Raw genomic sequence first — 25,622 nt, 5'->3', positions numbered from 1 at the left:
CACCGGTGGCGCTCCTCAGATCCCACCGGAGCCGGTCGACATGTGGCGTGTGACCGACTTCGGCGAGGACGCCGCCGAGGTGATGCCCGAGCGCACCTCCCGCGTGGCGCAGACCAGGCGTGTCGTCTCGGCCGCGATCGCCGTGTTCGCCATCAGCATCGCGATGTCCCTCGCGGGGTACGTGTGGGACTGGATCGACTCGATCGTCAACCGGGACGGGTTCGAGGCGGACGAGTGGCTGTCGTTGATCGGCGTCGCGTGGCTGCCGGTGGTCGCGGGCATGGTGGTGCGCCTGGTCCGGCTGAACCGGGCGCTCGCCGACACCGCGCACGACGCGCTCGGCGCCTACCGGGACACCGTCCGGACCGCGTACGGGTGGTTGTGGCACCTGGACGCGTCCAACCGCATCACCTACTCCAGCGCCGGCGTCCGGGCCGTACTCGGCTACGAGCCGCACGAGGTGCTCGGACACGACGCGATCGAGATGCTGGTCATGGAGGAGGACCGACCCGCGACCCTGGCGCGGGTACAGGCGGGTGCGCTCGGTGACGGCTGGCAGCACTGGCGCACCCGGGTCAGGCACCGCGACGGGTCCGTCCGGCACGTCGTCACCAGCGCCACCCCGATCCGCGACGACAGCGGCCGGTTCCTGGGGTTCCGCGGCTCGACCGTCGACGTGACCGGCGAGTTCCGCGCCGCCGAGGCCGAACAGGTGTGGCTGGCGGGCCGGTCCGCCGCCCGCGAGCGCATCGGGACGGTGCTGGCCGATCCCGGCGCCCTGAACATGGCGTTGCAGCCGATCGTCGACGTCAGGACCCGGCGGGTGGTCGGTCACGAGGCGCTGGCGCGGTTCACGCCCGTTCCCTACCGGCCCCCGAACGTGTGGTTCGAGGAGGCGTGGCAGGTCGGGCTCGGGCCCGAGCTCGAGCTGCACGCGGTCGCGCTGGCGTGCCGGCACCTGACCCGGCTCCCCACCGACATGTACCTGTCGGTCAACCTCAGTCCACAGACAATTGTCGATCCCCGGCTGTCCGAGCTGCTCACCGCGGTGGGACCGGCGGCGCGCCGGGTGGTCGTCGAGGTGACCGAGCATGCCGTGGTCGAGGACTACGACGCGCTGGCCGACGTCGTCCGCCGCCTCGCGCACAGCGGTGTCCGGCTGGCCGTCGACGACGCCGGCGCCGGTTACGCGTCGATGCAGCACATCCTCCGGCTGCGTCCGGACATCATCAAGCTCGACCGCAGCATCGTCGCCGACGCCCACCGCGATCCCGCCCGCCGCGCGCTGCTCGGTGCGATGAGCTCGTTCGCCGGCTCGCTCGGCGTCGTGACCGTGGCCGAAGGCGTCGAGACCGCCGAGGAACTCGCCGTCCTCGGCAGCGCGGGCATCACCAGCGCGCAGGGCTTCCACATCGCCAGACCGGACCTCGAGCCGGTTCTCGAGTGGACCGGCGCCGCCGACGACCGACCGGTCGACACCCCCCGGCCCACCGAGCTGGTCGGGCCGTGACGCCCGGGGACCGGACCACGTCGGTCCCCCTGCGGCTCTGCGGTGCCGCGCTCGTCGCCGGCCTGCTGTGGTTCGCGGTGAACCTGCTGGTGCCGCTGGGGCCCATCGTCATGGTGGCCTCGGCCGTGTTCATCTGGCACTTCGCGACGCGTCCCGCGCTCGTCTCGTCGAACCGGACCACGCAGATCGCCTCGCTCGTCGCCACCACCTGGGTCGGTGGCGGCGACCACGTCGAACGGCGGCTGATCGTGGCCGTCGCGGTCGGCCTGACCGCGATGGTCATCCTCCGGCAGGTCACCGTCCTCAGGGACAACGGGCGGCTGCTCACGCAACTCGACCACAGCGCGACCCACGACGCGCTGACCGGGCTGCCGAACCGGGTCCTGTTCCACCGCCGGCTCGCCGCCGCGCTGAACCGGCCCGGCCCGCACCGGGTCAGCGTCGCCCTCGCCGACCTCGACGACTTCAAGGAGGTCAACGACACACTCGGCCACGAGGTCGGCGACCTGCTCCTGACCGCGGTCGCCGGGCGCTTCGTGCGCTGCCTCGGGGGGTCGACACGGTCGCCCGGCTCGGCGGCGACGAGTTCGTCGTCGTGGTCGACAGCGCCGACCCGCTCGCCGCCGACACCGTGGCCCACTGCATGATCGAGGCCCTGCGCGAGCCCGTCGTCGCCGGTGGGCACACGCTCACGGTCCGGGCCAGCATCGGAATCGCCGAAGGGCGCGGCGGCGACGACCCGGGAACGCTGCTGCGCTGCGCCGACATCGCGATGTATGCCGCCAAGAAGCTGCCCGGCACGGCCTTCCTGCGCTACGACGCCGTCACCCGCGAGCGGCAGACCATCACCAGCTCGTAGCCGCTACCTCGCGCCGCTCATCCGCACCGGCGCGGGGACCCGCGGGTCGCGGCCGCCGTCCCGCAGCCACCCTGCGAGCTCCGCCGGAGGCATCGGCCTGGCGTAGTGGAAACCCTGTGCGATGTCGCACCCGAGGTCGCGCAGCGCCTCGACCTGGCCGGCGGTCTCGACGCCTTCGGCGACGACGGTCAGCCCGAGGTTGTGTCCGAGGTCCACGGCGCTGCGGACCAGGACGGCGTCGTGGTCGCTGGTCGACATGTTGGTGACGAACGACCGGTCGACCTTCAGCTCGTCGACGGGCAGCCGTCTGAGGTACGCCATCGACGAGTAGCCGGTGCCGTAGTCGTCGATCGACAGCCGAACACCCAGGTCGTGGAGGCCGTTCAGGGTCCTCAGCGCCAGCGCGGGGTTGGCCATGACGGCCGTCTCGGTGACCTCCAGCCGCAGCGCCCGGGCCGGCACGCCGTGCTCCACGAGCAGCTCCCGTACCCGGCCGAGCAGGTCGGGGTCGAGCAGGCAGCGGGGCGACAGGTTGACCGCGATCGGGACCTCCAGCCCCTCGTCGAGCCAGGTCCGGGCCTGCGCCACCGCCATCGCCAGGACGTGCGCCGTCAGCCTGTTGATGAGCCCGGTGCTCTCGGCGACCGGGATGAACTCCGCCGGCGAGACCACACCGCGCACCGGGTGCCTCCACCGCACCAGGGCCTCCACGCCGCACAACCGGTCGTTCCGCAGCCCCACCTTGGGCTGGTAATGCAGGACCAGCTCGTCGGGCTGCTCCATCGCGCGGCGCAGGTCGCCGAGGAGCACGAGGCGGTTCGGCTGGTCCACGACCATGTCCGGGTCGTACACGACGACACCGGTCTTCGCGTCCTTGGCCTGGAACAGGGCCAGGTCGGCGCAGCGCATGAGGTCGTCGACGCGGTCGGCGTGCAAGGGCGCCACCGCCATCCCGACGCTCACCTCGACGTCGACGGTGACGGTGTCCAGCGTGAAGCTGCGGTGCAACTCGCGCAGCAGCCGCTCGGCCTGCCGGTGCCCCGCCTCGGCACCGGTGCCGGCCAGCAGAACCGCGAACTCGTCGCCGGACAGGCGGGCCACGGTGTCCGACGCGCGCAGCGCCTCGCACAGGCGCGCGGCGACCTGCCGCAGCAGGAGGTCGCCGTGGTGGTGGCCGAGGACGTCGTTGACCTCCTTGAACCGGTCGAGGTCGAACCGCAGGATCGTCAGCTCGGTCCCGTCCCGGAGTCCTCCGGCGAGCGTCTCGCCGAGCCGGTCGGTGAACAGCGTCCGGTTCGGCAGACCGGTCAGCGGGTCGTGGGTCGCGTGGTGGCGGCTGTCGGCGGCCTGCCGGACCAGCTCGCGCTGGTACCGGGCCAGCAGAAGCCCGAACGTGAAGGCCAGCGCCATCCCGAACGCTGAGCCGACCCAGGCGGCGACGGTGACGGTGCCCTCGACCCGGTACAGGTTCTCGACGGCCCGCTCGGCCGCCGCGACATGCCGTTCGGCGCCGGTGTCGAGGAGCTCGTCGAGCTCGTCGAAGGCGGGGCCGACCTCGTTGCTCTCGATGCTGTAGGCGAGCGAGGGGCTGCCGGTGTCGACCGCGTCGAACAGCCGTTGGATGGCGCTGTCGTAGTAGGAGTGCGCGAACCGCACCTTCTTGACCAGTGCCCGGTCCTCGGCCGTCCCGATCCGTTCGATGTCGTCGAGCGCGACGAGCACGTTCTCCTTCTGCCGTTCGTAGTCGCGCCGGACGGACGGGTCGGGGTTGAGGCGGTACTGGCGCTCCAGCGACCGTTCCGCCACGACGGCCTCGTCGGTGCGGGTGTACGCGGAAACCAGGGCGGTCGACTCGGCCACGACCGTCGTCAACCGCCTCGTGCTGGCACTGGCCAGCAACGCACCGACCGCGATCGCGATGATGGTCACGACCATGCCGAACCACGCGACGCGGCTGATCCGGTACCACCGCTTCACCGACGATCCCCACTCCGGCACTCACGAACAGCCCCACGGCAGCCGACCTATCCATCGGCACCGACGCCCGTCTCATGAGGCCTTCCCACAGTGGACGTGGGACGTCCACTGTGGTCGGTGGGGTTACCGGGCGCTATGCGGCGTCGCGCACGCCGACGGGTACCGGTGTGACGCCCTCGTCGACGCGGCGGCGGTTCAGCAGTCCGTCGACCGACCAGGGGCCGGCACCGAGCGCGGCGATGGCGAGGAAGGCCCAGGCGTAGAGGGCGGAGGTCACGCCGCCGTTGTTGAGGGGCAGCAGGCCTTCCGGCTGGTGCACCACGAAGTAGGCGTAGGCCATCGATCCGGAGGCCAGCAGCGCGGCGGGCCGGGTCGCCAGGCCGGCGACGACGAGCGCCCCGCCCACGACCTGGATGACGGCGGCCCACCAGTTCGGCCAGCTGCCCATCGGCAGAGCCTCTCCGCTCCCCCGGTGCCCGCCGAAGAGGCCGAACACGCCGGCCGCTCCGTGGCACAGGAACAGAACACCGATCGCGATCCTGAACAGCGACCACACCGGACCAGAGAATCTGTCGAAAGACATCGTGCCTCCGCGGGTTGTATCCATGGATGTCCACAGTGGACGTTGCCGGCCTCGCCGTTGAAGCGCGTGCCCCACCCTCACACGCGGAGGACCCGAACAGAACAGTGATATCAATCCATGAATGTGATCGACACAAATCGATATCACTGTTCAGCGCGTGAGCTGTTCAGCGCGCGGGAGCGCGACCGGAACGGTGTCACCCCGGGAGACGGTGCCGATCGTCCAGGGTGGCGCGCAGCGGGCCGACCTCGGCGAGCGCCTCCGGGTCACCCGCGACGGCGGCAATGGCCTCCGGTGGCCGGTACGCCCCGCTGTTCCGGCTGCAGGCCGAGGGCTACCGGGACGTTTCCGCCGCGTAACAGTCGCTGGCTACGATGTCGACCATGCTGGTCGGCCGCGAGGCGGAGATCCGCGCGCTGACCGCGCTGCTCGACGCAGCGGCCGCGCACCGCGGCGGCGCCGTTGTCGTGCGGGGCGAGGCCGGAATCGGCAAGTCGGCGCTCGTCGAGCACCTCGCCGGGCTCGCCGCCGAGCGGGGCATGCGGGTCGCCGGCACGTCCGGGGTGCTGGCCGAGGTCCGCGTCGCGTACGCCGGGCTGCACCGGCTCACCCGCGTCCTGGGTGCCGACCTGCGGGCCGGCGACCTCGAGTCGCCGTTCCGCGCGGCGGTCGACCTGCTCGACCTGCTCGGCGCGCAGCCCGCACCGGTGCTCGTCGCGGTCGAGGACGCGCAGTGGCTCGACCGTCCGTCGTGGGAGGCGTTGACGTTCGCGGCGCGGCGGATCGACGTCGACGACGTGGCGATGGTGCTCACGGTCCGCGACGGCGAGGACCTCGACCGTCAGCTCGCCGGGGTGGGACTGCCGGAGCAGCGGCTCGAACCGCTGTCGGCGGCCGACGCCGGCATCCTGCTCGACCGGGTCGCACCCGGCCTCTCGCCGGCGCTGCGGGAGCGGGTGCTCGGCCAGGCCGCCGGCAACCCGCTCGGGCTCGTCGAGCTGGGCGGCATCGCGGCGCGGTCGGGTGCCGGCGCCCTGCTGCCGTCGTGGCTGCCGCTGAGCACCCGCGTGGAGCGGACGTTCGGCGCGCTGGTCGCGGAGCTTCCGACGCCGACCCGGGCGGTTCTGCTCGTGGCGGCCCTCGACGACGGCGACGGCCTCGACGAGATCCTGGCCGCGGCCGGCCGGGCCGAGCGGGAGCCGGTCACGGCCGCCGACGTGGAGCCGGCGGTGGCGAGCCGGCTGGTGCGCGTCGACGACGCCTACCGGTTGCGGTTCCGGCACCCGTTGCTGCGCTCGGCGCTGTACCAGTCCGCGTCGGTCGCGCAGCGTCGGCGGGTCCATGCCGCGCTGGCGCAGGTGCTGTCGGGGGACGCCGACCGCCAGATCTGGCACCGGGCCGCGGCCGCCGACGGACCCGACGAGGCGCTGGCAGCCGAGCTGACCGCGACGGCGGAGCGGGCCGGGCTGAGCCAGGCGGTCAGCATCGCGCTGGCCGCGTTCGACCGTGCCGCGCAGCTGAGCCAGGACCCGCGCGAGCGCGGCCGCCGGCTGCTGAACGCCTCCGCCTCGGCCGTGGAGCAGGGCGACCTCGCCGCCGCCCGGCGCTTCCTCGACGCGGTGGTCGACGAGGAACTCCACCCGGTCGACCGGGCCTGGCTGTCTTTCACCCGCGAGACGTTCGCGGAGACGGCGTACTCCGGCAACACCCGCCTTCCCGTCTACGCCGACCTCATCGAGGCGCTGAGCCGCGACGGCGAGGTGCAACGGGCCAGCGACTTCCTCATGCTCATGATCCTGCGGTTCTACTGGTCGAACCCCGACCGGGGGATCGTCGACCGGTACCTGGAGGTGGCCGACGGGATCGACCTGCCGGCCGACGATCCGCGGGTCGTCGCGGCCACCGCCCTGATCGACCCGGTCGGGCGCGGTACGGCGGCGCTGGAGCGGATGGCGCGCCTGCAGGCGCGGTTCGACCTGTCGCCGGCACAGCAGCACATGCTCGGCCTGGGCGCCGCCGGGCTCGGCGCGCACGACCTGGCCGTGCGTTTCTACGCCTCGGCGGTGGCGGGCCTGCGCGTCCAGGGCCGCATCGGGCTGCTGGCCCAGGTGCTCACCGCACAGGCCTCCGCCGCGGCTTACCAGGGTGACGCGACGGCGGCGACGGCGCTGGCGACCGAGGCGTCGGCCCTCGCGACCGAGACGAACCAGCCGGCGTGGATGCTGACGTCGCGGCTGTTCCTCGGGCACGCGCAGGCCCTGCGCGGCGACGCCGACGGGGCGCGGGAGGCGGCCGACCTCGGCGAGAGCGTACTGCTGCCGGCCGGCCGACTGACGATGCTGGCGCTGGTGCAGATGATCCGCGGGGTGGAGGCGCTGGCCGGCGGGCGGCCCGACGACGCGTTCCGGCAGCTGCACCGCATCTTCGACCCGGCCGACGTCGCATACCACCCCTACCAGCGGTTCGTGATGTTCGCGCACCTGGCCGAGGCGGGGATCCGGTGCGGCCAGGAGGCGCGGCTGCGCGAACTGGTCGACGAGCTGACGCCGGTGGCCGCCGAGTGCGGCTCGCCGTCGCTCGCGGTCGGGCTGCGGTTCGCCGACGCCGTGCTGACCGGAGAGTTCGGGGCCGCGCTCGCGGCCGACCTGTCGGGCTGGCCGTTCGAGCGGGCCCGGCTGCAACTGGCCCACGGCGCGGGACTGCGCCGCCAACGGCGCGCCACCGACGCCCGTCCCCTGTTGCGCGCCGCGGCCGCGACGTTCGACGCCCTCGGCGCGACCCCGTGGGCCGACCGCGCCCGCGCGGAGCTGCGGGCGTCGGGTGAGACGCTGCGCCGGCCGGTGGCCGCGGCGTCGGCGCTGACCCCACAGGAGCTGCAGATCGCGCGGCTGGCCGCGGAGGGTCTCAGCAACCGGGACATCGCCGAACGCCTGTTCCTGTCGCCGCGCACGGTGACGACGCACCTGTCGCGGATCTTCCCGAAGCTCGGCATCAGGTCGCGCGGCGAGCTGGCCCGCGAAATTACGTAGTCGTACGTACGCGACGCGGCCGCCGCTGTTCCTACGGTGAGCCGGTGGTCAGCCGCAGATTCCGCAACGGCAGCACCCCGACGGTGCTCCTGGTCCACGACGCGTTCGCCGACACCGGCACCTGGGCCGGCACGGTCCGGGCCGGGGCGACCCTCGGCACCGAGCTCGTCGCGGTGCCGAACCCGTTGCGGGGACTGGCATCCGACGGCCACCACGTGGCGGCGGCCGCGGGCGCGATCGACGGACCCGTCCTCCTCGTGGGGCACGGGTACGGCGGTGCCGTCGCGTCGGTGGCCGCGACCCGGGCCGGCAACGTCGTCGGTCTGGTGTACGTCGCCGCGCTCGTCCCGGTCCCGACGATCCTGTCCCTGCTCTCCGCGCGGTTCCTGGCGGCGCTCGCGCCGACCGTGGACGGCGAGCTGTACCTGCGCCGTGCCGACTACCCGTCGGTGTACGCGCAGGATCTGTCCACTGTGGACGCCACGGTCGCGGCGGCGCTGCAGCGTCCGGTGGTCGCGGCCGCGTTCGACCAGCGGTGGGACCCGCGTGCGCGCGTGCCCTCCCACTACCTGGTCGCCACGGCCGACCGGGTGCTCGACGCCCGCGCCCAGTACCGGGTGGCCGCCGCGGTGCGCGCCACGACCACGGAGGTCGACGCGTCGCACGCCGTCGTCCTGTCCCGACCCGACTCCGTCGCCGAGGTCATCCGCTCGGCACTCTCGACCTAGGAGGTCCCATGCGTCGACGTACGATCGTCGCCGTTCCCCTCGCCGCCGCGGCGGCACCGCTCGCCGCCGGCACCGCCGCCTCGGCCCACCGCACACCCGGGCCGAAGCCCACGATCGTGCTGGTGCACGGCGCGTTCGCCGACGCCTCCGGGTTCACCGAGGTCGTCAAGCGGTTGCAGCGCAACGGGTATCCGGTGCTCGCGCCGGCCAACCCGCTGCGCGGCGTCGACTCCGACTCGGCGTACGTCCGCGCCGTGCTGTCCGGCCTGACCGGCCCGATCGTCCTCGTCGGACACTCGTACGGCGGGTTCGTCGCCACCAACGCCGCCACCGGCAACGCGAACGTGAAGGCGCTCGTGTACGTCGCGGCGTTCGCGCCCGACGCCGGCGACACGGTGGAGTCGCTGTCGGCGAAGTTCCCCGGCAGCCGTCTCGGCCCGGACGCGCTCGACCTCCGCCCGAACCTGGGCAGCACCCCCGACGGCTACATCAAGCAGTCGCTGTTCCACGAGGTGTTCTGCGCCGACCTGCCGGCGTCGACCGCGGCCGCGATGGCGGCCACGCAGCGGCCGGCCGACCTGGCGACGCTGCGGCAGCCGTCGGGTGTGCCCGCCTGGAAGACGATCCCGGCGTGGACGCTGGTGGCGAAGGACGACCGGGTGATCCCGGCCGACACCCAGCGGTTCATGGCCCGGCGTGCCGGCGCGCGGGTGGTCGAGGTGCGCGCGTCGCACGTCGCGATGACCTCGAAGCCGGACACCACCGTCGACCTGATCCTCGCCGCCGCCCGCTCGACCGCACAGGGAGCCTGACCATGCCCTACATCGACGCCGCCGACGGCGCACAGATCTTCTACAAGGACTGGGGAAGCGGACGTCCCGTCGTGCTGTCGCACGGATGGCCGCTGAACTCCGACAGCTGGGAGGCGCAGGCCCTGTTCCTGGCGTCGAACGGATACCGGGTCGTCGCCCACGACCGGCGCGGGCACGGCCGGTCCACCCAGACCTGGCACGGCAACGAGATGGACACCTACGCCGACGACCTCGCCGCGGTCATCGACCACCTCGACCTGCGCGACGCCACCCTCGTCGGGTTCTCCACCGGTGGCGGCGAAGTGGCCCGCTACATCGGCCGCCACGGCACCGCCCGGGTCGCGCAGGCGGTGCTCGTGTCGGCGGTGCCACCGTTCATGCTCCGCACCGACGACAACCCCGACGGCGTCCCCGTCGAGGTGTTCGACGGCATCCGCGCCGGATCCCTCGCCGACCGGTCCCAGCTGTACAAGGACCTCGCCGACGGGCCGTTCTTCGGCGACAACCGGCCCGGAACCGAGGTGTCGCAGGGGATCCGGGACGCATTCTGGCTGCAGTCGATGGCCTCCGGACACCGCAACGCCTACGAGTGCGTCGCTGCGTTCTCCGCCACCGACTTCCGCACCGACCTCGACGCGTTCGACGTACCCACGCTCGTCATCCACGGCGACGACGACCAGGTCGTGCCGTTCCAGGTCGGCGGTGCCGCGTCGGCGGCCCGCATCAAGGGCGCCCGGCTGACCGTGTACCCCGGCGCGCCGCACGGCATCACCGACACCCACAAGCAGCGGCTCGGCGACGACCTGCTCGCCTTCCTCGAGGAGTACCGGCCATGAAACCGATCGTCCTGGTGCACGGCTTCTGGGTGACGCCCCGGAGCTGGGAGAACTGGATCGCCCACTTCGAGTCGCGGGGACACCGGGTGGTGGCACCGGCGTACCCGGGATTCGACGTGGAGGTGGAGGCGCTCAACGCCGATCCCGCGCCGGTCGCCGCGGTGACCGTCCCGCAGATCATGTCCCGGCTCGAGGACGTGGTGCGGTCGCTGGACGAGCCACCGATCATCATCGGCCACTCGGCCGGCGGGGCCTTCACCCAGCTGCTGCTCGACCGCGGCTTCGGCGCGGTGGGAGTCGCGGTGAACTCGGCGCCGACCGAGGGGGTGCGGGTGGTGCCGCTGTCGCAGGTACGCTCGACGTTCCCGGTGCTCAAGAGCCCCGCCAACCGCCACAAGGCGGTGAGGCTCACGTTCGAGCAGTGGCGGTACGCGTTCACCAACACGTTCGACGAGGAGGAGGCGCGCGCGTTGTACGAGCGGTACCACGTCCCGGCCAACGGCGGGATCCTGTGGGGCAGCGTGCTGGCCAACTTCCAGCCCGGCCACCAGGACGTGTGGGTCGACTACCACAACGACGACCGGGCGCCGCTGCTGTTCGTGTCCGGCGGGGAGGACCACCTCATGCCACCGGCGGTACAGGCGTCGAACGTCAAACACTACAAGTCGCCGAAGACCGTGACGGAGCAACGGGTGTACGACGGCTACGCGCACCTGCTGCCCGCGCAGAAGGGCTGGGAGCGCATCGCGGACGAGGCATTGGAGTGGGCGCTCACCCATGTCCGCTGACGTTCGCGTGACCCACATCGGCGGTCCCACGGTGCTGATCGAGGTGGACGGCTGGCGGTTGCTGACCGACCCCACCTTCGACCCGCCCGGGCGCCGGTACGCGTTCGGCTGGGGCACGGCCTCCCGCAAGGAGGCCGCGCCCGCGGTCCCGGTCACCGCACTGTCCGATGTGGACGCGGTGCTGCTGACCCACGACCACCACGCCGACAACCTCGACGACCTCGGCCGGATCCTCCTGCCGTCCGTGTCGACCGTGGTGACCACCGCGGCCGGCGTCCGCCGCCTCGGCCGCGGACGCGGGCTGCGCCCGTGGGACACCACGCGGCTGACCGCCGCCGGCAGGCCGGACCTGGAGATCACCGCGACGCCGTGCCGGCACGGTCCGCCGCTGAGCCGGCCCGTCACCGGCGACGTCGTCGGCTTCGCGCTGGCGTGGGAGGGCCAGCGGCACGGCCAGTTGTGGGTCACCGGCGACACCGTCCTCTACCGCGGCGTGCGCGAGGTGGCCCGGCGCCTCGACATCGGCACCGTGCTGCTGCACCTGGGCGGCGTGCGGTTCGGGGTCACCGGCCCGCTGCGGTACACGATGACCGGGCGCGACGGTGTCTCGTTGTGCCGGCAGCTGCGGCCGCGGACGATCCTGCCCGTGCACTACGAGGGCTGGAGCCACTTCCGCGACGGCCGGGCGGGCGTCGAGCGGGCGTTCGCGGCCTCCCCGCCCGAGGTGCGCGACGCGTTGCGGTGGCTGACGATCGGCGCCCCGGAGCCGGTGGAGGTCTGAGCACCGGTCGGTGCCGGTGAGCGCCGGTCAGTGCCGGGACGGCCGGGACTCGCTCCAGACGTGGAACCCCAGCCCGACCCCCCACGCCACGATCGACCAGATGGGCCAGAAGTGGTTGTCCGAGTCGAAGAACCACCACACCATCACCTGCACCACGTTGAGGACCACGTAGCAGAGCACGTGGATCCGTAGGCCCCACGTCCGGGCTGCTTCGCTCTTCGTCGATGTCATGCCGGCACGCTAGGTCGGCGGACTTGCCGACGAGTGAACCGTCCGTTCAGTGATCGTCAAGTGCCTGTCCCTAGGTTCACCGGCAGCCAGCCGGAGACGACCGAAGGACACCACATGACGACGACCCGCCGAAAAATCCTGGCCGGCAGCGCCGCGGCCGCCGCCGGCGCCGTGCTCGCGCAGCCCGCGGCACAGGCGCACCAGGGCCCCCGACCGACCGTCGTGCTCGTGCACGGCGCGTTCGCCGACGCCTCCGGGTGGAGCGGGGTGGCCGACCGGCTCGTCCGCGCCGGCTACCCCGTGATCGCGCCGCCGAACCCGTTGCGCGGCGTCGCCTCCGACTCCGCGTACCTCGCGAGCATCCTGGCGACGCTCAGCGGCCCGCTCGTCCTCGTCGCGCACTCCTACGGCGGCATGGTCATCACCAACGCCGCGACCGGCAACGCGAACGTGAAGGCGCTGGTCTACGTGGCGGCGTTCGCACCCGACCGCGGCGACACCGTCCCGGCGCTGCAGTACCGCTTCCCGGGCAGCACCGTGACCCCCGAGGCGCTGGAGTTCCGGCCGCACCCGACCGGCGCCGACGCCTACATCCGCAAGGAGCTGTTCCGGGACGCGTTCGCCGGTGACCTGCCGAGGGCGACGACCACGTTCATGTGGGCCGCGCAACGGCCTTTGAACGCGGCGGTGTTCGAGGAGCCCTCCGGCGATCCGGCGTGGCGGACGACGCCGTCCTGGTACCTCGCCGCCCGCAACGACAAGGTGATCCCCGTCGCGGCGCAGCGGTTCATGGCGGGACGGGCGGGCGCGCGGATCACCGAGGTCGCCGCGTCGCACGTCGCGATGATCTCGCAGCCGGACGCGACCGTCGACGTCATCAAGCGCGCGGCGCGCTGATGTTCGAGCGGTGGGGGCGGACGATGGTCCGCCGCAGATGGTGGGTCGTCGGCCTGGCGCTGGCGTTCATGGCGTTCGGCGGCGTCTGGGGCACGCAGGTGTTCGGCGCGTTGACCACCGAGGGGTTCGAGGACCCGGCCAGTGAGAGCTCGCGTTCCGTCGTCCGCGCGGAGGAGACGTTGGGACGCTCGGGCAACGACCTCGTGGTCCTCTACCGCAGCCCGACCGCGACGGTCGACGACCCGGCGTTCCGGGCCGCTGTGACGCAGACGCTGGCCGCGCTGCCGAAGGACGACGTGACCGCGACCGTCACCTACTGGAGCACCAACAGCCCCGGGCTGGTGAGCCACGACCGGCGGGCCACCTACGCGGTGCTGACGCTGGCCGGCGCCGACGAGACCGAGCGCGGCGAGGCCCTGGAACGCGTGGAGAGCGGCCTGGCCGCACCCGGGCTGGAGACCCGGGTCGGCGGCATCACCGCGGTCAGCCGCGACATCCGCGAGCGGGTCGCCGCCGACATCGCCCTCGCCGAGACCATCTCCATCCCGGTGCTCCTGGCGTTGCTGGTGCTCGTGTTCGGCAGCGTCGCCGCGGCGAGCCTGCCGCTGGCGATCGGCGGCCTGGCGATCCTCGGCGCGTTCACCGCGTTGCGGGCGATGAGCTACGTGACCGACGTGTCGGTGTTCTCGGTGAACCTGGTGACGATCCTCGGCCTGGGCCTGGCGATCGACTACGGCCTGTTCATGGTGGGCCGGTTCCGGGAAGAGATCGCGCACGGGGCGGGAGTGGAGGACGCCGTCGCCCGCACGATGGCCACCGCGGGCCGCACGGTCGCGGTCTCCGGGGTGACGGTCGCGGTGTCGCTGGCCGGCCTGCTCATCTTCCCGATGACGTTCCTGCGCTCGATGGGCCTCGGCGGCCTGTCCGCGGTGCTGGTCGCGATGGTGGCCGCGTTGACCGTGCTGCCCGCGCTGCTGGCCATTCTGGGCCGCCGCGTCGACGCGCTGTCCGTGCGTAGGCGCCGGCCGTCCACGCGAGGCGTGGAGCACGGCTTCTGGTACCGGCTGGCGCACAGCATCATGCGCCGCCCGGTCCTGTACGCGGTGGGGGTGCTCGCGGTGCTGCTGCTGGCCGGCGCGCCGTTCCTGCGGGTGCAGTTCGGCGGCATCGACCCCCGCGTGCTCCCGGAGGGCACGGAGAGCCGCGTGGTCACCGAGACCGTCGACCGCGACTTCGTCCAGAACAGCCAACTGCCGATCGAGGCGATCGTCACCGCGCCCGACCCGGCCGACCTGGAGCGCTACGTCGCCGCGGTCCGCGCCGTCGACGGGGTGGCCACGGCCGACGTCACCGGGCGGGCGGGCGAGGTGTTCCGGGTCACCGTCACCTACGCCAGCGACCCGATCTCGGCGCAGACGCGCGACCTCGTCGCCGACATCCGCGCCGTCCCGCCGCCGGCCGGTGGCGAGGTGCTCGTCGGTGGCCTGACCGCGCGGCTGGCCGACCAGCTCGACGCCGTGGCCGACCGGCTGCCGTGGATGGCGCTGATCATCGTCGGCGCCACGTTCCTGCTGCTGTTCCTCGCCTTCGGCTCGCTCGTGCTGCCGGTCAAGGCGATCCTGATGAACGTCCTGTCGCTCGGCGCCTCGTTCGGCGCCCTGGTGCTGATCTTCCAGGACGGCCACCTCAGCGGCCTGTTGAACTTCACCTCCACCGGGACGCTGGAGGCCACCCAGCCGATCCTCGTGCTCGCGGTCGTGTTCGGGCTGTCGATGGACTACGAGGTCTTCCTCATGTCGCGCATCCGCGAGGAGTACGACCGCACCGGCGACAACCCGCAGGCGGTCGCCGTCGGGCTGCAACGCAGCGGCCGCATCATCACCAGCGCGGCGCTGCTGATCCTCGTCGTCATCGGGCTGTTCTCCATCTCGGGGATCACGTTCATCAAGCTGATCGGGGTGGCGCTGCTGATCGCCGTCCTGGTCGATGCCACGATCGTGCGGGCGCTGCTGGTACCCGCGACGATGCGGCTGCTGGGTACCGCGAACTGGTGGGCGCCGGCGCCGCTACGGCGCTTCTACGAACGTCACGGCTTCCGGGAGTCCGACGACGCGCCGGTTCCGGTGGCGGTGAAGGTCCCGTGATGCACCGGCACGCCTACCACGAACAGTGCGTCGCTGCGGAGGGGACGCACACCCCGGCGGTGCGCAGCCCGCGGCTGGCGCTGTTCGCGCTCGCGCTGGGTACGTTCGCGATCGGCACCGGCGAGTTCGGCAGCAACGGCATCATCCAGCTGTTCGCCGACGACCTCGACGTGATCATCCCGGTGGCCACCCACGCGATCACCGCCTACGCCGTCGGCGTGATGGTCGGCTCGCCGGCGATCGTCGTGCTGGCCGCCCGGGTCAACCGGCGGACCCTGCTGCTGGGGCTGGTCGGGCTGTTCCTGGTCGGCAACGTGCTGTCGGCGGTGGCGACGGACATCACCTCGCTGGTCGTCTACCGGTTCGTCGCCGGCTCCGTGCAGGGCGCGTTCTTCGGCGCGGGTGCGGTCGTCGCCGCGTACGTGTACGGGCCGGGCCGCGGCGGCCGGGCGTTCGCCACGGTGATGAGCGGCCTCACCGTCGCCGCGGTCGTCGGGTCGCCGGTGGGCACGCTCGTCGGCCAGAACGCCGGCTGGCGCGTCCTGTTCTGGACCGTCGCCGCGATCGGGCTGCTCGCCGGTGCCGCGCTGGTGGCCTGGTTGCCGCGCACCGAGGCCCTGCGCGGGCGCTCCATCGCCAACGAGGTCGACGCGCTGCGTCAGCGGGGGGTCTGGCTGATCGTCGCGGTCGCGGCGCTGGGCATCTCCAGCATCTTCGCCGTGTACACGTTCATCGGACCGTTCGTCACCGACGCCGCGGGGCGCGACGCCTCGCTCATCCCGGTCGCGCTCGCCGTCTTCGGCGTCGGCATGGCCGTCGGCAACCACGTCGGCGGACGCGTCGCCGACCGGTACGACCACCGCGGGCTGATCTGGGGCTACGGCGGTGCGCTGGCGCTCCTCGCGCTGATCGGGGTGGGCGGGAGCACCGTCGCCGTCCTGCTGCCGTGCCTGTTCGGCGTCGGGGCGACCATGATGGCCGCGATCCCCACCATCCAGGTGCGGCTGACCCGGTTCGCCCCCGGTGCGCCGACCCTCAAGGGCGCGCTCAACCTCGCGGCGCTGAACCTGGCGAACGCGCTCGGGGCCGTCGGCGGCGCCGTCACCCTCGACGCCGGGTGGGGAACGCTGTCGACCGTCTGGGCCGGGTTCGCGATGACCGCCGCCGGTCTGCTCCTGTACGTCGTGACCGTCGCGCGGGCTCCCGCGCTCACCACCGCCGACGCGACGTGACGGCGCCCCGGGGGCTTGTCCTCGACGACGAGCAGTTCCGCCGGCTCGCCACCTACGGGCAGGTCGAGCACGTCGACTCCGGCCGGAACCTCTACACGTCCGGCGACGACTCCTACGACTTCTTCCTCGTCCTCACCGCCGCGGTCGACATCCTCCGCGACGCGACGGCCACGGAGCCCGAGCGTCTGATCTACCGCGGCGGCCCGGGCGACTTCCTCGGCGAGCTCAACCTACTCACCGGGCAGAAGGTCTACCTGACGGCGCGGGTGGTGACCGCCGGAACCGTCGTGCGGATCGGGGCGGCGGCGCTGCGCCGGGTCCTCGCCGAGCAGGACGACATCGCCGACCTCCTGCTCGCGGCGTTCCGGGAGCGGCGCGAGGTGTTCCGCACGGCCGCCGGGAGCGCGCTGACGGTCGTCGGCCGCACGGACGAGGCGGCGACGCTGCGGCTGCGCACCTACCTGACCCAGATGCTCCTGCCGCACGCGTGGCACGACGCGGACTCGCCCGCCGGGCGGTCGGTGCTGGCCTCGGGCGGGCTGACGCATGCCGACCTGCCCGCGGCGACCGTCAACGGATCGCCGCTGCGGCGGGCCACGCCGGGCACGGTCGGCCAGGCGCTCGGTCTCACCTACCGGCCCGGCGGTGACCCGGTCGACCTCGTCGTCGTGGGCGCCGGCCCGGCCGGCCTCGCCGCCGCGGTCTACGGGGCGTCCGAGGGCCTCACGACCGTCCTGCTGGACCGGGGCGGCATCGGCGGCCAGGCCGCCACGAGTGCCCGCATCGAGAACTACCTGGGCTTCCCGCAGGGCATCAGCGGCGCCGACCTGACCCGGCTGGGCATGGTCCAGGCACTCAAGTTCGGCGTCCGCATCCACGCGCCCTGCGCGGTGACCGGTCTCGACCTCGCCGACGGCCGGCGGCCGGCGGTCCTGCTGGCCGACGGCGAACGCATCGCCTGCCGCGCGGTGGTCGCCGCCACCGGCGCGCACTACCGGCGCCTGGACACTCCACGGTGGACGGAGTTCGAGCGGTCGGGCTGCATCCGGTACGCGGCCACCGAACAGGACGTGCGGAGCTTCGCCCACGCCCCCGTGACGGTGGTCGGCGGCGCCAACTCGGCAGGCCAGGCGGCCCTGTCGCTGGCGGCCCGCGGCGCGACGGTCGACCTGATCCTGCGCGGGGAGCGCCTCGGTGCCCGGATGTCGTCGTACCTCACCGACCGGATCGGGACGCATCCGCGGATCCAGGTCCACACCGGCGGCGCGGTCCGGGAACTGGCCGGCGACGGCACGCTCACGTCGGTCGTCGTCGAGCGGTCCGGTGGACGGTGGGCCCGCCTGCCCAGCCGCGCGTTGTTCTGCTTCATCGGGGCCGACCCGGCGTCGGACTGGCTCGCCGGCGTCGCCACGGACCACGACGGGTTCGTCGTCACCGACCGCGGCTCCCTGCCGTTCCAGACGAGCGCACCCCGGGTCTTCGCGGTCGGCGACCTCCGCTCCGGCTCGACGAAACGCGTGGCCACCGCCGTGGGCGACGGCGCCGGCGCCGTCTCCTCCGTCCATCGCGTCCTGCGGGGGGAGGGTTAATCGGGCCGTCGGCCGCTACGGTCGGTGGCGTGAGTGCTCGACGGGGCCGTCCCCGCCACCCGGATGTCCTGACGCCCGCGGAGTGGCGGATCGTCGACGCCGTGCGGCACGGGATGTCCAACCGTCAGATCGCCGCGCGGCGCGGGGTGAGCCTCGACGCCGTCAAGTTCCACACCGCCAACGCGGTGGCGAAGCTCGGCCTGCCCGGCCGGGCGGCCCTGCGTGCCTGGCGGGGCGTCCCCGCCGGTTCGGCATCGGGAGGGATGAGCATGTCCGGTGAGCTCCGGCTGGGCGCGATCGGCCAGATCGCCCGTCCGGTCAGCGACGTCGCGGTGGCGGCGCGCTGGTACGGCGAGGTGCTCGGCCTGCCGCACCTGTACACGTTCGGCGACCTGGCCTTCTTCGACTGCGGCGGGACCCGGCTCATGCTCAGCGCGGCCGAGGAGCCCGACGGCGGCGGCCAGCCGTCGATCCTCTACTTCCGGGTCGGCGACATCCACGCGGCCCACGACACCCTCGTCGCGCGCGGGGTGGAGTTCAGCCACGTCCCGCACCTGATCCACAAGCACGGGTCGGGCGTGGAGGAGTGGATGGCGTTCTTCACCGACCCCGACGGCCACCCGCTCGCCATCATGGCGCAGACCCCCGCGCCGGCCGGAACCGACGCCGACCGATAAGACGTCGGGCACCTGTTCGCCTACCCTGATCTGCCGGGTGGGAGGTTATCAACATCAAAAACGCTTGTTGATGTTGATAACCTCCCACCCGCTCATGATCCGAGCCGCGCCGGCGGACGCACGCTGTCACGGAATGAGCACGCCGGGGTTGAGGATGCCGGCCGGGTCGACGGCGTTCTTCACCGCCCGCAGCATCGCGGTACCGACCGGCCCGATCTCGGTCGCGAGCCACGGCCGGTGGTCGGTGCCGACGCCGTGGTGGTGGCTGATGGTGGCGCCGGACGCCACGATGGCGTCGCTCGCGGCGGCCTTCGCGGTGCGCCACTGGTCGACCGGGTCGTCGGCCTGGGGCGCCACCACCGTGAAGTACAGGGACGCGCCCGCGGCGTACACGTGGGAGATGTGGCACAGGACCAGCGCCCCCGCACCGAGAGCGGTCACCAGCGCCTCCCGGACGGCACGGTAGGTTCCGGGCAGCCGGCTCCAGAACGTCGCCGTCTCCAGGGTCTCGGCCAGCGCGCCGGCGTCGAGCAGGGCGTCGCGCAGGTAGGGCGCGCGGTAGCGGCCGTCGAGCCAGGCGGCGCCCGGCTCCCCACCCAGCGGGGTGCCGCCGTGGGCGCGCAGCAGCCGCTCGACCCCGGCCGCGCGGGCCGCGACGTCGTCGGCGGGGCCTTCCAGCCCGACGATCGCCAGGCAGCCGGTCGCCGCACCGGCGCCGGTGGCGGCGCCGACGGCGGTCTCGGTCTCGTCGGACAGGCGCAGGACCGTCGGCAGCGGGCCGTCCTGCGCCAGCGCCCGCAGCGCCGCCGAGCCCACCTCGAACGACGGGAACGACCAGCCCACGTACGAGTGCGCGTCGGGCCGGGGCCGTACCCGCAGCGTCAGTTCGGTGACGACGCCGAACGCGCCCTCCGAGCCGAGCAGCAGCTGCCGCAGGTCGGGACCGGCGGCCGACCGCGGCGCGCGGCCGAGGTCGAGGTCGCCGGTCGGGGTGGCGGCGCGCAGGCCGAGCACGAGGTCGTCGAACCGGCCGTTGCCCGCCGACGCCTGCCCGCTCGACCGGGTCGCCGCGTAGCCGCCGAGGCTCGCGAACTGGAACGACTGCGGGAAGTGCCCCAGGGTCAGCCCGGCGTCGCCCAGCAGCTCCTCGGCGCGCGGTCCCCGCAGGCCCGCCTGCAGCGTGGCCGTACGCGAGACGTGGTCGATGTCGACCAGCCCGCACATGCGTCCCATGTCGAGAGCGACCGTGCCGGCGAACCCGCCGGCGACCGGACGCAGCCCGCCCACGACGGACGTGCCGCCGCCGAACGGCACGACCGCGACCCGGTGGACGGTGGCGACCCGCAGCACCGCGGCGACCTCGGCGTGGTCCGCGGGGCGCAGCACCGCGTCGGGCGCACCGTCGGCCTCGCCGCGACGCAGGCGCAGCAGGTCCTCGGTGGACCGGCCGGCGGCGTGCGCGAGGCGGGCGGCGTCGCCGGTCGCGACGTCGGCGCAGGCGGCCGCGAGAGCGTCGAGGACGTCGGCGGGCAGCCGCACCGGCGGCAGCGCGGGCCGGGCGACGGGCGGCGCGGGCTCGCGCAGGCCGAGCAGCTCACGCACGCCGTCGGGGAGAGCGACCGCGTCGGCGGCGTCGCCCCAGCGCGCGAAGGAGGGGACATCCATGCGTTACACTGTGACACATGACGTCAGAGTGTCACAGGGGGCCCGACGACCTGATCCTCGACGCCGCCCGCGCCTGCGTCCTCGCCGTCGGCCTCCGGCGCACGACACTGACCGACGTCGCCCGGCGGGCCAAGGTCTCCCGCATGACGGTGTACCGCCGCTGGCCCGACATGGGCTCGCTGATCGGCGACCTGATGACCCGCGAGTGGAGCACGCTCTTCCGGTTCACCGTCGAGGGCACCGCCCGCGAACGCCTGGTCGAGGGCATCGTCCACGGCGTCGGCGCGCTGCGGTCGCACCCGGTGTTCCGGCGCATCGTCGAGCTCGACCCGGAGATCCTGCTGCCCTACCTCGTCGACCGGCGCGGCACCAGCCAGGACCGCATCCTCGACCGGCTCACCGCGGCCATCCGGGAGGGCCGCTCCGACGGGTCCCTGCGCACGGGCGACCCGGCGCTGATCGCGCGCACCCTGCTGCTCAGCGCGCACGGCTTCGTCTTCTCCGCCCACACGATGGCCGACGACGTGGGCGTCGCCGACCTCGACGCGCAGCTGCGCGCGCTGCTCGACCGGTACCTGGCGCCGTGAGTGCCTCCCTCAACGCCGGCCGACGGCAGCGCGAGCTCGCCGACCTCGCCGCCGGCACCGTCGTCGACGTGCTCGTCGTCGGCCTCGGCGTCACCGGTGCCGGCGTCGCCCTCGACGCGGCCGCCCGCGGCCTGACCGTCGCGGCCGTCGACACGCACGACCTCGCGTTCGGCACCTCCCGGTGGAGCTCCAAGCTCGTCCACGGCGGGCTGCGGTACCTCGCCACGGGCCACGTCGGGCTCGCGTACCGCAGCGCCGTCGAACGGGACGTGCTCCTGCGGCGCACCGCGCCCCACCTCGTCACCGCGCTGCCGTTCGTGCTGCCGCTGACCCCGTCGGTCTCGCGGCGGCGGGCGGCGCTGACACGGGTCGGCTTCGCGGCCGCCGACACCCTGCGCGTCGTCGCCGGCACACCGGCCGCCGTGCTCCCCCGGTCGCGCGGCGTCGGCGCCGCCGAGGTGACCCGGTGGGTCCCGGCTGTCCGTCGCGCCGGGCTGCGCGGTGGGATCGTGCAGTGGGACGGCCAGCTCGTCGACGACGCCCGGCTCGTCGTCGCCCTGGCACGGACCGCCGCCGCCCACGGCGCCCGCATCCTGACCCGGTGCCGCGTCGAGGAGCTGCACGCCCGCGGCGCGTCGGTGTGCGACACGACGACCGGTGAGCGGCACGAGCTGCGGGCCCGGGCGGTCGTCAACGCCACCGGCGTGTGGGCGGGGCGGCTCGACCCGACGGTGCGGCTGCGACCGTCACGCGGGACGCACCTCGTGCTCCGCGCCGAGACCCTCGGGCACCCCACGGCCGCGCTGATCGTGCCGGTGCCCGGTGAACGCAACCGGTTCGTGTTCGCGCTCCCGCAGCCGGACGGGCTGGTCTACGCCGGCCTGACCGACGAGCCGGTCGACGGTCCCGTCGACGACGTCCCCGCGGCGAGCCCGGCCGAGATCGCGTTCCTGCTCGACGTGCTCGCCACCGGGTTGGACACGGCCGTCACCGGGGCCGACGTCGTCGGCGTGTTCGCCGGGCTGCGTCCGCTCCTGGCCGGAACGGCGGTGCGCACCGCCGAACTGTCGCGCCGGCACGAGGTCACCACCTCGCCGGCCGGCGTCACCACGGTCGTCGGCGGCAAGCTGACCACCTACCGCAGCACCGCCCGCGACGCGGTCGACGCGGCGGTCACCGCGGCGGGGCTGACCGCCGGCCGGTGCCGGACGGCCCGGCTGCCGCTCGTCGGTGCCGGCGCGCCGGATCAGCTGGCCCGCGTCGACGCGCCGGCCCGGCTCGTCGCCCGGTACGGAGTCGAGGCGGCGGCCGTCGTGGCCGGGGCCGCGGGCGACGCGGCGCTGCTCGCGCCCATTGCCGACGGGACCGGCGTGAGCGCGGCCGAGCTCCTGTGGGCCGTCCGGCATGAAGGGGCGCTGGACGAGGCCGACCTGCTCGACCGCCGCACCCGGATCGGGCTCGTGCCGGCCACCCGGGAACGGGCACTGCCGGCGGCGCGTACCGCGCTGCTCACCGCATAGTGGTCAGATGGACCTGGCCGGGTACGCCACGAACGGGTGCGCGGTCGTGCCCGGCCTGCTGACCCCGGCCGAGGTCGACGGCCTCCGCGCCGAGGCGCTGCGCATCTGCCGAGGCGGCCTCGGCCCCGTCGACGGCCTCGTTCCGCCCACGCCCGGCGACACCGACGACGACGTCATCCGCCGGTACCTGTGCGTCCACTACCCGCACGAGCTGTCGCCGGTGATGGCCGCCGCCATGGCACTTCCGTCCATTGTGGACGTTCTGGTGCGGGTGATCGGCGGCGTCGTGTTCTTCAACGGCTACCTGCTGCACCGGTCGCTGCCCAACACCGGGCGGCGCGGCCTGCGGCGGGCGTTGGTCAACCACTACATGAGCGCCACGTCGCGGCTGCCGTGGTGGGCGCGCCCGACGGCGTCTCCTTCGCCGAGTGGGACCACCGCGACATCGTCATGGTCGCCGGCACCGACCCGTACGCCCACCTCGGCGTGACCGACCTCGCCCGTCCCCACCTCCGCCCCGACCGCGACGGCGGGTGCGCCCGCTAGAAGGCCGTGTAACCGCCGTCGATGACGAGGACCGACCCGGTCATGAACGCGGACGCGTCGCTGGCCAGGTAGACCACGCTCGGCGCGATCTCCTCCGGGGTGGCGTAGCGCCGCATCGGGACGTCGTCGATCCAGTGCTGCCGGAACCGCGGCTCGTCGACCGGTGCCATCTCGGTCTTGACGTATCCGGGCGCGAGGGCGTTGACCCGGATCCCCAGCGGCGCCCACTCCGCGGCCAGCGACCGGGTGAGGTGGTGGACCGCCGCCTTGGACGCGTTGTACGCCGGCTGCCACTGCGGCCGGTTGACGATCAGCGCCGACATCGAGCCGATGTTGACGATCGTGCCGCCGCCCCGCTGCGCCATGTGCCGGCCGAACGCCTGGCAGCAGTGCCAGACGCCGGTCACGTTGGTCTCCATGACCTCGTTCCACTCGGCGTCGGTGACCTCCAGCGCCGGCCGGTGTACGCACGTGCCGGCGTTGTTGACGAGGATGTCGATGCGGCCGAACGCGTCCACGATCTCACCCACCGCCCGCTGGACCTCCGGGCCGCTGGTGACGTCGGCCCGGAACGCCCGCGCCCGCGTTCCCCGCGCCTCCAGCTCCTCCACGGTCGGCGCCGCGCCGTCGACATCCCGGACCAGCAGCGCCACGCTGGCGCCGGCCTCACCCAACGCGCGCGCGAACGCGCGGCCCAGGCCGCGGTTGCCACCGGTCACCACGGCCACCCGACCGGCCAACCCGAACGACTCCAGTACCGACATGGGTACACGGTCGCACGAAACGCCGACCCATGGTCGTTACGCTGGGCGGGTGCCGGACGAAACCGAGGTGCCCGGTCCTCCCCCGGCCAGCCAGCTGCTGATCGGCCTGGCCCGGCTGGGCCAGGCCGTACGGATGGACGCCCGGCGCAACGCCGGTCCGCACACCCTGTCGCCGTTGCAGGCCGACATCGTCGCCCTGCTCGGTGACAGCCGCGCCCCGCTGCGGCAGGGCGAGATCGTCGAGACGCTCGCGTCGACGGCGCCGACGGTCTCCGATGCGGTGAAAGCGTTGCGGCGCAAGGAACTGGTGGAGACGACGCCCGACCCGGCCGACGCCCGGGCGCTGCGGCTCGCGCTGACCGCCGCCGGCCGCACCGAGGCGGCCCGGCTGTCGGAGGTGTCGCGCACCCTCGAGGGCGCCGTGGCGGCTCTGGCGCCGGAGGACCTCGCCGCGATGCTGCGCGGCACCGTGACGCTCATGCGCGAGCTGCAGGACCGGCGGGCGATCCCGATCTCCCGGATGTGCCTGACGTGCCGGTTCTTCGTGCCCGACGCGCATCCGGCCGGCACCGGCCGCCCCCACCACTGCGCCTTCGTCGACGCGCCGTTCGGCGACGCCGAGCTGCGGGTGGCCTGCCCCGACCACGAGGCCCGCGACTAGATCCACGTCACAGCCCCTTGTGCTCCGCCGTCGTCCCGATATTGTTGGCAGTGCCAAATGATGGCAGTGCCAACAGCACTGGACGAACAGAGGGGTCCGTCATGCCACGTCTCGCCACCGTCGACCCGGCCACCGCCGAGCCGGCCGCCCGTGCACTGCTCGCCAAGGTCGAGCGCGCCCTGGGAACCACGCCGAACATGATGCGGGCGATGGCGGGCTCCCCCGCCGTCCTCGACGCGTACCTGCAGTTCAGCGGCGCCCTGTCCAAGGGCCGCCTGCCGGCCGCGGTGCAGGAGCAGATCGCGCTCGTCGCGGCGGTCGAGAACGACTGCGGCTACTGCCTCGCCGCCCACACCGTGCTCGGCGGGCGGGCCGGGCTCAGCGAGGCCGACCTGGTCGCCGGGCGTGACGCCCGGGCGTCGGACCCGAAGGTCCAGGCCGCGCTGACGTTCGCGAAGGCGGTCATCGCGACCAGGGGCTTCGTCAGCGACGACGAGCTGGCCGCGGTCCGCGCGGCGGGCTACTCCGACGGCGAGATCGGCGAGATCGTCGCGGCGGTCGCCCTCAATACGTTCACCAACTACTTCAACTCGGTCGGTCAGACCACGCTCGACTTCCCGGCGGTCACCGGTGCCACCGTCAACCACTGACCCGGCCATGACGCTGTCCGTCAGCAGGTGGTTCAACACACCGGAGCCGGTCCGGCTCGACGACCTCCGCGGCAGACCCGTGGTGCTGTACGCGTTCCAGATGCTGTGCCCGTCGTGCGTCCACCGCGCCACGCCCGTCGTCGAGAAGCTCCACCGCCAGTCCCGGGGTCGGTTCACGGTGGTCGGTCTGCACACCGTCTTCGAACACCACGACGGCATGCGACCGGAGTCGCTCTCCGCCTACCTCCACGAGTTCGACGTCACGTTCCCGGTCGGCGTCGACGAGCACGAGGACGGGCACAGCGCGCCGGTCACGATGCGGCGCCTCGGGCTGCGCGGCACCCCGAGCATCCTTCTGCTCGACGCGGGCGGCCAGGTGCGGCAGCACCTGTTCGGCGCCCCCGACGAGCTGACCATGGGGCTCGCCCTGGGCGGCCTGCTCGCCGACCGCTCCAACGCCGACCACCGCTCCGACGGCGACGACCGCGACGACACCGCGACCGCGACCCCGCACGCCGGGTGCACCGACGACGCCTGTGAGGTCGCGGCGTAGGCC

Annotated in this window: 23 protein-coding genes and 1 pseudogene; 19 read left to right on the top strand and 5 right to left on the bottom strand. The window is 73.6% G+C overall.

From position 1 onward, the window contains the following. Positions 1-49 precede the first annotated feature (49 nt). Together Voc01_RS26980 and Voc01_RS54705 are read left to right on the top strand one after the other, a co-directional pair. Positions 50-1,510: a sensor domain-containing phosphodiesterase gene (locus tag Voc01_RS26980; RefSeq protein WP_203930362.1), complete on the top strand. Its 1,461-nt coding sequence runs from the start codon at positions 50-52 to the stop codon at positions 1,508-1,510. Positions 1,511-1,620: 110 nt separating this feature from the next. Continuing rightward, positions 1,621-2,369 (top strand): annotated as a pseudogene (locus Voc01_RS54705) (diguanylate cyclase domain-containing protein). Between the two features lie 3 nt (positions 2,370-2,372). Here the strand turns inward: Voc01_RS54705 and Voc01_RS26970 are convergent. Both Voc01_RS26970 and Voc01_RS26965 read right to left on the bottom strand, forming a co-directional pair. Beyond that, positions 2,373-4,346 (bottom strand): putative bifunctional diguanylate cyclase/phosphodiesterase, encoded by a 1,974-nt coding sequence (locus Voc01_RS26970; RefSeq protein ID WP_203930361.1) that lies wholly within the window; start codon positions 4,344-4,346, stop codon positions 2,373-2,375. Positions 4,347-4,479: 133 nt separating this feature from the next. Continuing rightward, a complete protein-coding gene (locus tag Voc01_RS26965; RefSeq protein WP_203930360.1) occupies positions 4,480-4,929 on the bottom strand; it encodes a DoxX family protein in 450 nt (149 codons plus the stop codon). Between the two features lie 383 nt (positions 4,930-5,312). Here Voc01_RS26965 and Voc01_RS26960 point away from each other — a divergent pair, with 383 nt between their 5' ends. Genes Voc01_RS26960 through Voc01_RS26935 form a run of 6 tightly spaced genes read left to right on the top strand, consistent with a single transcriptional unit; the run spans position 5,313 to position 11,903 of the window. After that, a complete protein-coding gene (locus tag Voc01_RS26960; RefSeq protein ID WP_203930359.1) occupies positions 5,313-7,958 on the top strand; it encodes an ATP-binding protein in 2,646 nt (881 codons plus the stop codon). Between the two features lie 44 nt (positions 7,959-8,002). Further along, positions 8,003-8,686 carry an alpha/beta fold hydrolase gene (locus Voc01_RS26955; protein WP_203930358.1) on the top strand — a complete coding sequence of 228 codons (684 nt, stop codon included), beginning with the start codon at positions 8,003-8,005 and terminating at the stop codon, positions 8,684-8,686. Between the two features lie 8 nt (positions 8,687-8,694). Beyond that, positions 8,695-9,498: an alpha/beta fold hydrolase gene (locus Voc01_RS26950; protein ID WP_203930357.1), complete on the top strand. Its 804-nt coding sequence runs from the start codon at positions 8,695-8,697 to the stop codon at positions 9,496-9,498. A gap of 2 nt (positions 9,499-9,500) precedes the next feature. Next, complete coding sequence (locus Voc01_RS26945) at positions 9,501-10,334, top strand: alpha/beta fold hydrolase (RefSeq protein ID WP_203930356.1); 834 nt, start codon at positions 9,501-9,503, stop codon at positions 10,332-10,334. Further along, positions 10,331-11,122 carry an alpha/beta hydrolase gene (locus Voc01_RS26940; protein WP_203930355.1) on the top strand — a complete coding sequence of 264 codons (792 nt, stop codon included), beginning with the start codon at positions 10,331-10,333 and terminating at the stop codon, positions 11,120-11,122. Before Voc01_RS26945 ends, Voc01_RS26940 begins: the two co-directional genes overlap by 4 nt. Further along, entirely contained in the window at positions 11,112-11,903 is a 792-nt protein-coding gene (locus tag Voc01_RS26935) for an MBL fold metallo-hydrolase (RefSeq protein WP_203930354.1), read from the top strand. The genes Voc01_RS26940 and Voc01_RS26935 overlap by 11 nt, the downstream gene beginning before the upstream one ends. A gap of 27 nt (positions 11,904-11,930) precedes the next feature. Here Voc01_RS26935 and Voc01_RS26930 read toward each other — a convergent pair whose 3' ends face one another. Beyond that, positions 11,931-12,134: a 2TM domain-containing protein gene (locus Voc01_RS26930; RefSeq protein ID WP_203930353.1), complete on the bottom strand. Its 204-nt coding sequence runs from the start codon at positions 12,132-12,134 to the stop codon at positions 11,931-11,933. A gap of 114 nt (positions 12,135-12,248) precedes the next feature. Between Voc01_RS26930 and Voc01_RS26925 the strand changes: the two genes are divergently transcribed. From Voc01_RS26925 to Voc01_RS26905, 5 genes are read left to right on the top strand one after another with little or no spacing between them, the layout of a single operon-like run. Then, a complete protein-coding gene (locus Voc01_RS26925; RefSeq protein WP_203930352.1) occupies positions 12,249-13,031 on the top strand; it encodes an alpha/beta fold hydrolase in 783 nt (260 codons plus the stop codon). Positions 13,032-13,054: 23 nt separating this feature from the next. After that, positions 13,055-15,175 carry an MMPL family transporter gene (locus Voc01_RS26920; protein ID WP_239160509.1) on the top strand — a complete coding sequence of 707 codons (2,121 nt, stop codon included), beginning with the start codon at positions 13,055-13,057 and terminating at the stop codon, positions 15,173-15,175. Beyond that, entirely contained in the window at positions 15,175-16,407 is a 1,233-nt protein-coding gene (locus Voc01_RS26915; RefSeq protein ID WP_203930350.1) for an MFS transporter, read from the top strand. Before Voc01_RS26920 ends, Voc01_RS26915 begins: the two co-directional genes overlap by 1 nt. Further along, the gene (locus Voc01_RS26910) at positions 16,404-17,996 is read left to right on the top strand and encodes an FAD-dependent oxidoreductase (RefSeq protein WP_203930349.1); all 1,593 of its coding nucleotides are present in this window, start codon (positions 16,404-16,406) and stop codon (positions 17,994-17,996) included. The genes Voc01_RS26915 and Voc01_RS26910 overlap by 4 nt, the downstream gene beginning before the upstream one ends. 29 nt (positions 17,997-18,025) lie before the next feature. Continuing rightward, entirely contained in the window at positions 18,026-18,673 is a 648-nt protein-coding gene (locus Voc01_RS26905; protein ID WP_203930348.1) for a VOC family protein, read from the top strand. 126 nt (positions 18,674-18,799) lie between these two features. Here the strand turns inward: Voc01_RS26905 and Voc01_RS26900 are convergent, their stop codons facing one another. Then, positions 18,800-20,338, bottom strand: a complete 1,539-nt coding sequence (locus Voc01_RS26900; RefSeq protein ID WP_203930347.1) for an FAD-binding oxidoreductase — start codon at positions 20,336-20,338, stop codon at positions 18,800-18,802. A gap of 17 nt (positions 20,339-20,355) precedes the next feature. Between Voc01_RS26900 and Voc01_RS26895 the strand changes: the two genes are divergently transcribed. Genes Voc01_RS26895 through Voc01_RS26885 form a run of 3 tightly spaced genes read left to right on the top strand, consistent with a single transcriptional unit; the run spans position 20,356 to position 22,935 of the window. Further along, positions 20,356-20,925: a TetR/AcrR family transcriptional regulator gene (locus Voc01_RS26895; RefSeq protein WP_203930346.1), complete on the top strand. Its 570-nt coding sequence runs from the start codon at positions 20,356-20,358 to the stop codon at positions 20,923-20,925. Beyond that, the gene (locus tag Voc01_RS26890; RefSeq protein WP_203930345.1) at positions 20,922-22,445 is read left to right on the top strand and encodes a glycerol-3-phosphate dehydrogenase/oxidase; all 1,524 of its coding nucleotides are present in this window, start codon (positions 20,922-20,924) and stop codon (positions 22,443-22,445) included. The genes Voc01_RS26895 and Voc01_RS26890 overlap by 4 nt, the downstream gene beginning before the upstream one ends. Before the next feature lie 7 nt (positions 22,446-22,452). Next, on the top strand, positions 22,453-22,935 hold the full coding sequence (locus Voc01_RS26885) for a phytanoyl-CoA dioxygenase family protein (protein WP_203930344.1): 483 nt from the start codon (positions 22,453-22,455) through the stop codon (positions 22,933-22,935). 52 nt (positions 22,936-22,987) lie between these two features. On the opposite strand, the gene Voc01_RS26880 is transcribed toward Voc01_RS26885, so the two are convergent. Continuing rightward, positions 22,988-23,755, bottom strand: a complete 768-nt coding sequence (locus Voc01_RS26880; protein ID WP_203930343.1) for an SDR family NAD(P)-dependent oxidoreductase — start codon at positions 23,753-23,755, stop codon at positions 22,988-22,990. A gap of 49 nt (positions 23,756-23,804) precedes the next feature. Here Voc01_RS26880 and Voc01_RS26875 point away from each other — a divergent pair, with 49 nt between their 5' ends. The 3 genes from Voc01_RS26875 (at position 23,805) to Voc01_RS26865 (ending at position 25,619) form a co-directional block, all read left to right on the top strand. Continuing rightward, complete coding sequence (locus Voc01_RS26875) at positions 23,805-24,416, top strand: MarR family winged helix-turn-helix transcriptional regulator (RefSeq protein ID WP_203930342.1); 612 nt, start codon at positions 23,805-23,807, stop codon at positions 24,414-24,416. A 101-nt stretch (positions 24,417-24,517) separates the two neighbouring features. Further along, on the top strand, positions 24,518-25,066 hold the full coding sequence (locus Voc01_RS26870) for a carboxymuconolactone decarboxylase family protein (RefSeq protein WP_203930341.1): 549 nt from the start codon (positions 24,518-24,520) through the stop codon (positions 25,064-25,066). Positions 25,067-25,073: 7 nt separating this feature from the next. Then, positions 25,074-25,619, top strand: a complete 546-nt coding sequence (locus tag Voc01_RS26865) for a TlpA disulfide reductase family protein (protein WP_203930340.1) — start codon at positions 25,074-25,076, stop codon at positions 25,617-25,619. Positions 25,620-25,622 lie beyond the last annotated feature (3 nt).

Source organism: Virgisporangium ochraceum, from assembly GCF_016863655.1.
Classification (GTDB): Bacteria; Actinomycetota; Actinomycetes; order Mycobacteriales; family Micromonosporaceae; genus Virgisporangium; species Virgisporangium ochraceum.
The sequence above is the reverse complement of the archived record's forward strand: the minus strand, read 5'-3'. Positions and strand labels throughout refer to the sequence as shown.

Bases quoted from the DNA above. Each gene is read 5' to 3' on its own strand.
- Voc01_RS26965 (WP_203930360.1), bottom strand. From the start codon at position 4,929: ATGTCTTTCGACAGATTCTCTGGTCCGGTGTGGTCGCTGTTCAGGATC.
- Voc01_RS26960 (WP_203930359.1), top strand. From the start codon at position 5,313: ATGCTGGTCGGCCGCGAGGCGGAGATCCGCGCGCTGACCGCGCTGCTC.
- Voc01_RS26950 (WP_203930357.1), top strand. From the start codon at position 8,695: ATGCGTCGACGTACGATCGTCGCCGTTCCCCTCGCCGCCGCGGCGGCA.
- Voc01_RS26945 (WP_203930356.1), top strand. From the start codon at position 9,501: ATGCCCTACATCGACGCCGCCGACGGCGCACAGATCTTCTACAAGGAC.
- Voc01_RS26940 (WP_203930355.1), top strand. From the start codon at position 10,331: ATGAAACCGATCGTCCTGGTGCACGGCTTCTGGGTGACGCCCCGGAGC.
- Voc01_RS26935 (WP_203930354.1), top strand. From the start codon at position 11,112: ATGTCCGCTGACGTTCGCGTGACCCACATCGGCGGTCCCACGGTGCTG.
- Voc01_RS26930 (WP_203930353.1), bottom strand. From the start codon at position 12,134: ATGACATCGACGAAGAGCGAAGCAGCCCGGACGTGGGGCCTACGGATC.
- Voc01_RS26925 (WP_203930352.1), top strand. From the start codon at position 12,249: ATGACGACGACCCGCCGAAAAATCCTGGCCGGCAGCGCCGCGGCCGCC.
- Voc01_RS26920 (WP_239160509.1), top strand. From the start codon at position 13,055: ATGGTCCGCCGCAGATGGTGGGTCGTCGGCCTGGCGCTGGCGTTCATG.
- Voc01_RS26915 (WP_203930350.1), top strand. From the start codon at position 15,175: ATGCACCGGCACGCCTACCACGAACAGTGCGTCGCTGCGGAGGGGACG.
- Voc01_RS26900 (WP_203930347.1), bottom strand. From the start codon at position 20,338: ATGGATGTCCCCTCCTTCGCGCGCTGGGGCGACGCCGCCGACGCGGTC.
- Voc01_RS26895 (WP_203930346.1), top strand. From the start codon at position 20,356: ATGACGTCAGAGTGTCACAGGGGGCCCGACGACCTGATCCTCGACGCC.
- Voc01_RS26885 (WP_203930344.1), top strand. From the start codon at position 22,453: ATGGACCTGGCCGGGTACGCCACGAACGGGTGCGCGGTCGTGCCCGGC.
- Voc01_RS26880 (WP_203930343.1), bottom strand. From the start codon at position 23,755: ATGTCGGTACTGGAGTCGTTCGGGTTGGCCGGTCGGGTGGCCGTGGTG.
- Voc01_RS26870 (WP_203930341.1), top strand. From the start codon at position 24,518: ATGCCACGTCTCGCCACCGTCGACCCGGCCACCGCCGAGCCGGCCGCC.
- Voc01_RS26865 (WP_203930340.1), top strand. From the start codon at position 25,074: ATGACGCTGTCCGTCAGCAGGTGGTTCAACACACCGGAGCCGGTCCGG.